The 9,885-nt window shown below is 62.2% G+C and carries 8 protein-coding genes, 1 tRNA gene and 1 pseudogene; all 10 read left to right on the forward strand.

Features of this window, described 5'->3' with window-relative positions; all coding sequences use genetic code 11:
* Nucleotides 1-208: 208 nt before the first annotated feature.
* Nucleotides 209-718 (forward strand): annotated as a pseudogene (locus tag VF497_RS04330) (complex I subunit 1/NuoH family protein); the annotation flags it as partial.
* Between the two features lie 5 nt (nucleotides 719-723).
* Nucleotides 724-1,212 carry an NADH-quinone oxidoreductase subunit NuoI gene (gene nuoI, locus VF497_RS04335; protein ID WP_330886413.1) on the forward strand — a complete coding sequence of 163 codons (489 nt, stop codon included), beginning with the start codon at nucleotides 724-726 and terminating at the stop codon, nucleotides 1,210-1,212.
* Between the two features lie 7 nt (nucleotides 1,213-1,219).
* Nucleotides 1,220-1,828, forward strand: coding sequence for an NADH-quinone oxidoreductase subunit J (locus tag VF497_RS04340; protein ID WP_330886414.1), 609 nt, complete (start codon nucleotides 1,220-1,222; stop codon nucleotides 1,826-1,828).
* A complete protein-coding gene (gene nuoK, locus VF497_RS04345) occupies nucleotides 1,825-2,130 on the forward strand; it encodes an NADH-quinone oxidoreductase subunit NuoK (RefSeq protein WP_330886415.1) in 306 nt (101 codons plus the stop codon). Before VF497_RS04340 ends, nuoK begins: the two co-directional genes overlap by 4 nt.
* A 5-nt stretch (nucleotides 2,131-2,135) precedes the next feature.
* Complete coding sequence (gene nuoL / locus VF497_RS04350) at nucleotides 2,136-4,157, forward strand: NADH-quinone oxidoreductase subunit L (RefSeq protein ID WP_330886416.1); 2,022 nt, start codon at nucleotides 2,136-2,138, stop codon at nucleotides 4,155-4,157.
* Nucleotides 4,158-4,227: 70 nt separating this feature from the next.
* A complete protein-coding gene (locus VF497_RS04355; protein ID WP_414706839.1) occupies nucleotides 4,228-5,739 on the forward strand; it encodes an NADH-quinone oxidoreductase subunit M in 1,512 nt (503 codons plus the stop codon).
* 4 nt (nucleotides 5,740-5,743) lie between these two features.
* Nucleotides 5,744-7,192: an NADH-quinone oxidoreductase subunit NuoN gene (nuoN, locus tag VF497_RS04360; protein ID WP_330886418.1), complete on the forward strand. Its 1,449-nt coding sequence runs from the start codon at nucleotides 5,744-5,746 to the stop codon at nucleotides 7,190-7,192.
* 73 nt (nucleotides 7,193-7,265) lie between these two features.
* Nucleotides 7,266-7,342, forward strand: a tRNA-Met gene (locus VF497_RS04365).
* Between the two features lie 231 nt (nucleotides 7,343-7,573).
* Nucleotides 7,574-8,077: a ribosome maturation factor RimP gene (gene rimP, locus VF497_RS04370; protein ID WP_330886419.1), complete on the forward strand. Its 504-nt coding sequence runs from the start codon at nucleotides 7,574-7,576 to the stop codon at nucleotides 8,075-8,077.
* A 166-nt stretch (nucleotides 8,078-8,243) separates the two neighbouring features.
* Nucleotides 8,244-9,737, forward strand: coding sequence for a transcription termination factor NusA (gene nusA, locus VF497_RS04375; protein ID WP_330886420.1), 1,494 nt, complete (start codon nucleotides 8,244-8,246; stop codon nucleotides 9,735-9,737).
* Nucleotides 9,738-9,885 lie beyond the last annotated feature (148 nt).

A 9,885-nucleotide genomic window follows, 5' to 3' on the forward strand; every position in this document is an offset into this window, starting at 1 on the left:
TGATGTGGCTGCACCTGCTGACGGGTGACCTGGCACTGGAACCGGGCCACGCCCGCGAGGCGCTAGAGGAACTCGACACGCCGGAGCCGGTCCGCCGGCTGGTGGAGGCTTGCGTGTCGCTGCGGCGCGAGAAGAGGCCGAAGGACGCCGGGGAACTGTACGAGCGAATGGGGCCGCTGGTAGGGGCGGGCACGGCCGTCCCGGCCCGAATCTGTCCGACATCGTGCGCGCGCAAGCGGGCAACTGGGGCATCCTCAACGGATTCTGGCTGCCGCTTTTTCCACTGTTCCTGGTCTACTTCATTTCCGGCGTTGCCGAGACCAACCGCGCGCCGTTCGACGTCGCCGAGGGCGAGTCGGAAATCGTCGCCGGCTTCCACGTCGAGTATTCGGGCGCGCCGTTTGCGGTGTTCTTCCTCACCGAATACGCGAACATGATCCTGATCTCGTTCCTCGCCTCGGTGCTGTTCCTTGGCGGCTGGAACTCGATCTTCCCGGTGGCTGTTCCCTTGCTCGGCGCACCGGGCTGGTGGTGGCTGTTCGCCAAGGCGTTTTTCTTCGCGTTCTTCTATCTCTGGTTCCGCGCCGCGTTCCCGCGCTACCGCTACGACCAGATCATGCGTCTGGGTTGGAAAGTCTTCGTGCCGATCACGATCGTCTGGGTGCTCGTTGCGGGCTGCCTGGTCTATTTCGATATCGTCGGCCCGGGCAAGGTGTAATCAAGATGACCGCTGTCGTTCGCTATTTCAAAAGCCTGTTCCTGCTCGAGCTGCTCAAGGGCCTCGCGCTGACCGGCAAGTACATGCTCAAGCCGAAGTACACGATGCGCTATCCGATGGAAAAGATTCCGCAGTCGAATCGTTTCCGCGGCCTGCACGCGCTGCGTCGCTATCCGAACGGCGAGGAGCGCTGCATTGCCTGCAAGCTGTGCGAGGCGGTGTGTCCGGCGCTGGCGATCACGATCGACTCCGACCAGCGCGCCGACGGCACGCGCCGCACGACGCGCTACGACATCGATCTGTTCAAGTGCATCTACTGCGGCTTCTGCGAGGAAAGCTGCCCGGTTGATTCGATCGTCGAGACCAACATCCACGAATATCACTTCGAGAAGCGCGGCGAAAACATCGTGACCAAGCCCAAGCTGCTTGCGATCGGCGATCGCTTCGAGAAGGAAATTGCAGCGGCGCGCGCGCAAGACGCGGCATATCGTTGAGGCGCACATGAGTTTCGAACTGATCCTGTTCTACCTTTTCGCCACGGTGCTGACCGTCGCCGCGCTCGGCGTCATCACGGTGAAGAACTCCGTGCATGCGGCGCTGCTGCTCGTGCTGACGTTCTTCACCGCCGCCGCGCTGTGGCTGCTGCTGCAGGCCGAATTCCTTGCGATCGCGCTCGTGCTCGTCTACGTCGGGGCGGTCATGGTGCTGTTCCTGTTCGTGGTGATGATGCTCGACATCAAGGTCGAGCCGCTGCGCGAAGGCTTCGTGCGCTACCTGCCGATCGGCGCGATCGTCGCGGTCGTGATGCTCGTGGAAATGCTCGGCCTGATCGGCCTCAAGGCGATGTCGGCGCAGGCGCTGCCGGCCGATCCCGCCGGTGCGTCGAACACGGCGTGGCTCGGCAAGGCGCTGTTCACCCAGTTCCTGCTGCCGTTCGAGGTCGCCGCGGTGATCCTGACCGTGGCGCTGATCGCAGCGGTCACGCTGACCCTGCGTCATCGCGTCGGCGTCAAATCGCAGAATCCGGCCAAGCAGGTCGCGGTCAAGGCGAGCGAGCGCATCCGCATCGTCAAGATGGAAAGCGTCAGCAAGGGAGCTTCGACGCCATGATCACTTTGTCCCACTACATCGCGCTGGCCACAATCCTGTTCTGCATTTCGGTCGCCGGCATCTTCATCAATCGCAAGAGCCTCATCGTGCTGCTGATGTCGATCGAGCTGATGCTGCTCGCGGTCAACACGAACTTCGTAGCGTTCTCGCGCTTTCTCGGCAACGTCGACGGGCAAGTATTCGTGTTCTTCATCCTGACCGTGGCGGCGGCGGAATCGGCGATCGGCTTGGCGATCCTCGTCACCCTGTTCCGCAACCGCGCGACGATCAACGTCGGCGAAATCGATAGCATGAAAGGCTGATAGGCATGAGTCTCAATCCAACGATCCTGCTTGTCATCGCCTTCGCGCCGCTGCTCGGCGCCGTCGTCGCCGGCATCTTCCGCAACCAGGTCGGCCGCGTCGGCGCGCACACGGTGACAATCGCCGGCGTCGCGCTGTCCTGCGTGCTGTCGTTCTACGTGCTCTATCAACTCGTCTGGGGCGAGGCGGAGACGTACAACGCGAATCTCTACACCTGGTTCCAGGTCGGCGGCATCGACGCGCACGTCGGTTTCCTCGTCGATCGACTGACCGCGATGATGATGGTCGTCGTCACCTTCGTCTCGCTGATGGTGCATGTCTACACGATCGGCTACATGGCCGAGGACGACGGCTACCAGCGCTTCTTCAGCTACATCGCGCTGTTCACCTTCTCGATGCTGATGCTCGTCATGAGCAACAACTTCCTGCAGTTGTTCTTTGGATGGGAAGCGGTCGGCCTCGTCTCGTATCTGCTGATCGGTTTCTGGTTCAAGCGCCCGACCGCGGTGTTCGCCAACATGAAGGCGTTCATCGTCAATCGCGTCGGCGACTTCGGCTTCCTGCTCGGCATCGCCGGCGTGCTGTATTTCTTCCACACGCTCGATTATGCGACCGTATTCGCGCACACCGAGGCGCTGAGCGGTAAGACGCTCGAAATTTTCGCCGGTGATCCGTGGTCGGCAGCGACGGTGATCTGCATCTGCCTGTTCATCGGCGCGATGGGCAAGTCGGCGCAGGTGCCGCTGCACGTGTGGCTGCCGGACTCGATGGAAGGCCCGACGCCGATCTCCGCCTTGATTCACGCTGCCACCATGGTGACTGCGGGCATCTTTATGGTCGCGCGCATGTCGCCGCTGTTCGAGCTGTCGGAGACCGCGCTGACGTTCGTGCTCGTGATCGGAGCGACCACGGCATTCTTCACGGGACTCATTGGCATCGTCCAAAATGACATCAAGCGCGTCGTCGCCTACTCGACGCTGTCGCAGCTCGGCTACATGACCGCGGCGCTCGGCGTGTCGGCGTACTCGGCCGCGGTGTTCCATCTGATGACGCATGCGTTCTTCAAGGCGCTGCTGTTCCTCGGCGCCGGCTCGGTCATCATCGCGATGCACCACGAGCAGGACATGCGTTACATGGGCGGCCTGCGCAAGTACATGCCGATTACGTTCATCACCGCGTGGATCGGCACGCTCGCGTTGACCGGCATGCCGGGCTTTGCCGGGTTCTACTCTAAGGACGCGATCATCGAGGCGGTCAAGGAAGCCTCGGAGCATGGCGGTTTGGCGCAGCACTATGCGTATTGGTGCGTTCTGCTCGGCGTCTTCGTCACCGCGTTCTACAGCTTCCGTCTGCTGTATCTCACGTTCCACGGCAAGGAGCGTTTCGTCGTCGATCATGGCCATGGGCACGGTCACGACGATCATGGACACCACGAGCCCGGTCATCTCGCGCACGAGCCACACGAGTCGCCAGCGGTCGTCACCTGGCCGCTGATGGCGCTGGCCGTGCCGTCGATCGTCATCGGTGCGCTGACGGTCGGGGCTATGCTGTACGGGGACTATTTCGGCAGCTCGATCCACGTCGCCCACGCGGAAGGCGAGGGCGCACATGAATTCCAGGGCTGGCTGTCGATGGCTGTGCATGGGTTGATGCAGCCGCCGTTCTGGCTCGCGTTCGGCGGCTTCCTGCTCGCGACCTACATCTATTTGTTCAATCCGGCCATAGCCGACAGGACCAAGAACGCGCTGTATCCGCTGTGGAACATGCTCGACAAGAAATACTGGTTCGATCCGATTTACCAGGCGGTGTTCGCGCGCGGCAGCGTCGTGCTCGGCCGTGGCTTGTGGAAGGGTGGCGATGTCGGTGTGATCGACAACGTGTTGATCGACGGCTCCGCTGCCGCGGTCGCTCGCACGGCGGGAGTAGTGCGTTGGCTGCAGACGGGGTATCTGTATACCTATGCGTTCGCGATGATCCTCGGGCTCGTGTTCCTGCTCGGCGGACTGTGGTTTGTTGTTCGCGGCTGAGTCGAAGAACTGAATAACGTCATCCCGGCAATCCGCGCCGAGATGAGAGAAAAAGAATGGGAATGATGGAATGATGCAATCGTTGTTGAGCATCCTGATCTGGTTGCCGATCGCCGGCGGCTTCGCCGTGCTCGCGCTCGGCACGCATCGCGCGCAGCAGGCGCGCTGGCTGGCGCTTGGCGTCGCAATCGCCGCTCTCGCCGCCAGCATTCCGCTGCTGACCGGCTACGATGCGGTCGCTGGCACGATGCAGTTCATCGAGCAGCATCGCTGGATCGCCGCGATCAACGCCAACTACCATCTCGGCGTCGATGGCATCTCGGTCGCGCTGATCGCGCTGACGACCTTCGTTACCGTGCTCGTCATCCTCGGTGCCTGGGACTCGGTGCACGACAAGGTCAATCAGTACCTCGCCGCGTTCCTTGTGCTCGAAGGCCTCATGGTCGGCGTGTTCTGCGCGCTCGACGCGCTGCTGTTCTATGTGTTCTTCGAAGGCATGCTGATTCCGATGTTCATCATCATCGGCATCTGGGGCGGTCCGCGCCGCGTCTACGCGACCTTGAAGTTCTTCCTCTACACGTTCTTCGGCTCGATCTTCATGCTGGTCGGGTTGATTTGGCTGTACCTTCAGTCGAACAGTTGGGAACTGTCGCAGCTCGCCGCGCTCAAGCTCACGCTGATCCAGCAGTCGTGGCTGTTCTTCGCCTTCCTGATCGCGTTCGCGGTCAAGGTGCCGATGTGGCCGGTGCATACGTGGTTGCCCGACGCGCACGTCGAGGCGCCGACCGGCGGTTCGGTCATCCTGGCCGCGATCATGCTGAAGATCGGCGGTTACGGTTTCCTGCGCTTCTCGCTGCCGATCACGCCGGATGCGAGCCAGCATTTCGCCTGGCTGCTGATCGCGTTGTCGCTGATCGCGGTCATCTATATCGGTTTCGTCGCCCTCGTGCAGGAGGACATGAAGAAGCTGATCGCGTATTCATCCGTGTCGCACATGGGCTTCGTCACGCTCGGCATCTTCATCGCACTCGCCCTCGTGCGCGTGAGCGGCAACAAGGACGCGGCCTACCTCGGCGTCTCCGGCGCGATGGTGCAGATGATTTCGCACGGCTTCGTCTCGGGCGCGATGTTCTCGTGCATCGGCGTGATCTACGACCGCATGCACACGCGCATGATCAGGGACTATGGCGGCGTCGTGAACACGATGCCGTGGTACGCCGCCTTCGTCGTCTTCTTCGCGATGGCCAACTGCGGCCTGCCGGGCACGAGCGGCTTCGTCGGCGAGTTCATGGTCATCCTCGCCAGCTTCCAGTCGAACTTCTGGATCGCCGCACTCGCGGCGTTCACGTTGATCATCGGCGCGGCCTACACGCTTTGGCTGGTCAAGCGCGTGATCTGGGGCGACGTGACGAACGACCACGTAGCGAAGTTGAAAGACATCGACGCACGCGAGGCGCTCGTGCTCGGCGCGTTCGCCGCGATGACGCTGTTGTTCGGCATCTGGCCCGAGCCGCTGACCCATCTGATGGACGCCTCGGTCAAGCACATCGTCGATCAACTGCTGATCGTCAAAGCAGGATAATCAAATGTCTTTCAGTCTTCACGATCTCTATCTCCTGCTGCCCGAAGCATTCCTGCTGTTCGCGACTTGCGCCGTGCTCGCAGTCGATCTCCTCATCAAGCCGACTCAGCGTGGCATAACACACTGGCTTTCGATCGGCACGCTCGTGATTACCCTGGCGCTTGTCGTTGCGGATCGCGGGCCGGCCGATCGCGGTTTCTCCGGCATGTTCGTCCACGATGCCGTCGCAAGGCTGCTGAAGGTCTTCATCCTGCTCGTCGTCGCCGTCGTTTTCGTCTACGCCCGCACTTACCTGAAAGACCGCAAGCTTCATGTCGGCGAGTTCTACCTGCTCGCGCTGTTCGCCACGCTCGGCATGATGCTGCTCGTCTCGGCCGGCAGCCTGGTCATGATCTACGTCGGTCTCGAACTGCTGACGCTGTCTTCGTATGCGCTGGTCGCGCTGAACCGTGATTCGCCGCTGTCGTCCGAGGCGGCGATGAAGTACTTCGTCCTCGGCGCGCTCGCCTCGGGCATCCTGCTCTACGGCATGTCGATGATCTACGGCGCAACCGGCACGCTCGACATCACCAGCATTCATGGGCTGGTCTCGTCCGGCGTCGGCGACAACAAGACGCTGCTTGCGTTCGGCCTCGTCTTCCTCGTCGCCGGCATCGGCTTCAAGTTCGGCGCAGCGCCGTTCCACATGTGGTTGCCGGATGTCTACCAGGGCTCGCCGACCGCGGTGACCACGTTCATCGGCTCGGCGCCGAAGATCGCCGCGTTCGGCATGGCCTGGCGCTTGCTCGACGGCGCGCTCGGCGGCCTGCATCCGCACTGGGGCGAAATGCTTGCGGTGCTTGCGGTGCTCTCGCTCGCGATCGGCAATGTCGTCGCGATCGCGCAGACCAATCTCAAGCGCATGCTCGCGTATTCGACGATCTCGCATGTCGGATTCCTGCTGCTCGGCCTCGCCAACGGCACGCCGTCGGGATTCGCCGCAGCGATGTTCTACGCGATCGCCTACGCGATCATGTCAGCCGCAGCGTTCGGTTCGATCCAACTGCTCGCACGCGTCGGCTTCGAAGCCGAGGAGATCGACGACTTCAAAGGTCTCAACCAGCGCAACCCCTGGTACGCGTTCGTCGTACTGCTCGTGATGGCCTCGCTCGCCGGCATCCCGCCGCTGTTCGGCTTCTTCGCCAAGCTCATGGTGCTCAAGGCCGCGCTCGATGCGGGCATGCTCTGGCTCGCGATCGTCGCGATCGTCTTCGCCATCGTCGGCGCGTTCTACTACCTGCGCGTGATCAAGGTCATGTATTTCGATGCGCCGGTGCAAAAGGGCGAACTGGCGCTGCCGCAGGACATCCCGCTGCGCTGGGTGCTGTCGATAAACGGCGCCGCGCTGCTGTTCCTCGGTCTGTTCTTCGGCCCGCTGTTGAGCTGGTGCTACCGCGCCATGGGCGCGGGTTGAAGCGGATTCAAGCCCGCACAGACGCAACGTTCTTGCAAAATACCGTCACCTGAGACTAGAATAGCGGCTCTGGTGCGGGGTGGAGCAGTCTGGCAGCTCGTCGGGCTCATAACCCGAAGGTCGTAGGTTCAAATCCTGCCCCCGCTACCAATTTTCGCAGGATGCGACTCGCCGGTTTCTGGATCAAAACGGCGGACTAAGGAATGGGCCTTTGGCCCATTTTTTGTTTCTGGAATTTGCTGTTTCGCGGTCGCAGGGGCTCGATTCATCGAGCCTGTTTTGCAAATTGCCGCCGAAGAGCCGGGTTCGACCGTATCGATGTTTTCACGCGAGGCGCGCGAAAGTCGAACCCCTACGGAAAGAGATTGCTTCCATTCGAACATGCGTAACGAGGAACTGACCAATCTGGTGGCGCCCGCGATCGTGGACATGGGGCTGGAATGCCTCGGCGTCGAGTACAGCCCGTCGCACGGCAATTCGCTGGTGCGCGTGTACATCGATCGCGCGGATGCGCCGGTGACCGTGGACGATTGCGAGGCGGTGAGCCGTCAGGTGTCGGCGCTGTTCGATGTGAACGATCCGATCGTCGGACGCTACACGCTGGAAGTCTCCTCACCGGGACTCGACCGGCCGCTGTACACACCGGAGCAGTTCGCGCGTTTCGTCGGCGAGGACGCGAAGATCGAGTTGAATTTGCCGCTCAACGGCCGGCGCCGTTTCCAGGGGCCCATCCTCGCGGTGCAAGGCGAGATCATCACGGTCGAGCAGGACGGTGCCGCGGTGAACATCCCGCACGGCAACGTGCACAAGGCCAAGCTCGTGCCGCGGTTCGACGAGCCGAAGAAGCCGGGAAAAGGCGGCAAAGTGGAAAAAGGAAAAAAGTAGCTTCCTGTTCGCAATATAGATTCAAAAATTGGTAGCGGGGGCAGGATTTGAACCTACGAATTTGAGTTCGTAGAAAGAATTGAAGAGCGAAGTGCTGGATTCCGGCTTTCGCCGAAAATGACGAGCAAAGAGATGAGCCTGCGGAACGGGTTCTGGAGAATTTGAGATGAGCAAAGAAATGTTGCTGGTGGCCGATGCAGTGGCCAACGAAAAAGGCGTCGAACGCGACGTGATCTTTCACGCGCTCGAGGCGGCGCTCGCCTCCGCGGCGAAGAAGCGTTATCCGAACGAGGATGTCGCCGCGCGCGTGTCGATCGATCGCCACAGCGGCGAGTATGAAACCTTCCGCCGCTGGGAAGTGGTCGCCGACGACGTGGTGATGGAGTCGCCCGATCGCCAGTTGCGCCTGATGGACGCCGTTGACGTGAAGGCCGACGCGCAGATCGGCGACTTCATCGAGGAGAAGATCGAGAACCCCGACTTCGGCCGCATCTCGGCGCAGGCTGCCAAACAGGTCATCGTGCAGCACGTGCGCGAAGCCGAACGTGCACTCGTCGTGTCCGCGTTCAAGGATCGCGTCGGCGAACTCGTCACCGGCGTGGTCAAGCGCGTCGAGCGCGGCTCGATCTATCTCGACCTCGGCGGCAATGCCGAGGCCTACATCGCGCGCGACAAGGCGATCCCGCGCGAAGCGGTGCGCGCAGGCGACCGCGTGCGCGGCTATCTGTACGAAGTGCGCGCCGAGCAGCGCGGCCCGCAGTTGTTCGTTTCGCGCACGGCGCCGGAATTCATGATCGAGCTGTTCAAGCTCGAGGTGCCGGAAGTCGGCCAGGGTCTCGTCGAGATCCGCGCGGCAGCGCGCGACGCCGGCGACCGCGCCAAGATCGCCGTGATCGCGCACGACCATCGCACCGACCCGATCGGCGCCTGCATCGGCATGCGCGGTTCGCGCGTGCAGGCGGTGTCGAACGAACTGAACGGCGAGCGCATCGACATCGTGCTGTGGAACGAGAACGCCGCGCAGTTCGTGATCAACGCGATGGCGCCGGCCGAGGTGCAGTCGATCATCGTCGACGAAGACAAGCATTCGATGGACATCGCCGTCGCCGAGGACAAGCTCTCGCAGGCGATCGGCCGCGGCGGCCAGAACGTGCGCCTCGCCTCCAAGCTTTCGGGCTGGCAGCTCAACGTGATGACCCAGGACCAGGTCGCGGCGAAGTCCGAGGCCGAGCAGGTCGCGGCGCGCGAACTGTTCCAGCAGAAGCTCGAGGTCGATGCGGAAATCGCCGCGATCCTCGTCCAGGAAGGCTTCAGCACGGTCGAGGAAATCGCCTACGTGCCGACCGCCGAGCTGCTCGGCATCGAAGGTTTCGACGAGGACATCGTCGAAGAGCTGCGTGCGCGTGCGCGCGATGCGCTGCTCACCGACGCGCTCGCGGTCGAAGAGGACATCGACGACCACAAGCCGGCGGATGACCTGCTCGGCGTGCCGGGCATGGACGAGGCGACCGCATTCACGCTCGCGCAGCACAAGATCGTCACGCGTCAGGATCTGGCGGACTTGGCGACCGATGAACTGGTCGAGCTGGCGATCGACGGCATCGACGAAAAACAGGCGTCGGCGCTGATCATGGCGGCGAGACAGGCCGAGGCCGCGTAGCCGGCCGATTTTTCAGGGCGAATCAGGTGTGCGTATGAACGCTTGAACTGACAATCCTGTCATTCCGACTTTTGTTTGGATGACGGCAAAAAAGAAACTGAGGCGATGTGCGGGTGAAATTCGCACGGCGCCGCGAGGAGAAGCAAGA

This window comes from Rudaea sp. (assembly GCF_036383415.1).
In the GTDB taxonomy this organism is placed as follows: Bacteria; Pseudomonadota; Gammaproteobacteria; order Xanthomonadales; family Rhodanobacteraceae; genus Rudaea.

Coding starts and splice junctions, on each gene's coding strand:
- VF497_RS04355 (WP_414706839.1), top strand. CDS start 4,228: ATGATGCAATCGTTGTTGAGCATCCTGATCTGGTTGCCGATCGCCGGC.
- VF497_RS04340 (WP_330886414.1), top strand. CDS start 1,220: ATGAGTTTCGAACTGATCCTGTTCTACCTTTTCGCCACGGTGCTGACC.
- nuoN (WP_330886418.1), top strand. CDS start 5,744: ATGTCTTTCAGTCTTCACGATCTCTATCTCCTGCTGCCCGAAGCATTC.
- nuoI (WP_330886413.1), top strand. CDS start 724: ATGACCGCTGTCGTTCGCTATTTCAAAAGCCTGTTCCTGCTCGAGCTG.
- nusA (WP_330886420.1), top strand. CDS start 8,244: ATGAGCAAAGAAATGTTGCTGGTGGCCGATGCAGTGGCCAACGAAAAA.
- rimP (WP_330886419.1), top strand. CDS start 7,574: ATGCGTAACGAGGAACTGACCAATCTGGTGGCGCCCGCGATCGTGGAC.
- nuoK (WP_330886415.1), top strand. CDS start 1,825: ATGATCACTTTGTCCCACTACATCGCGCTGGCCACAATCCTGTTCTGC.
- nuoL (WP_330886416.1), top strand. CDS start 2,136: ATGAGTCTCAATCCAACGATCCTGCTTGTCATCGCCTTCGCGCCGCTG.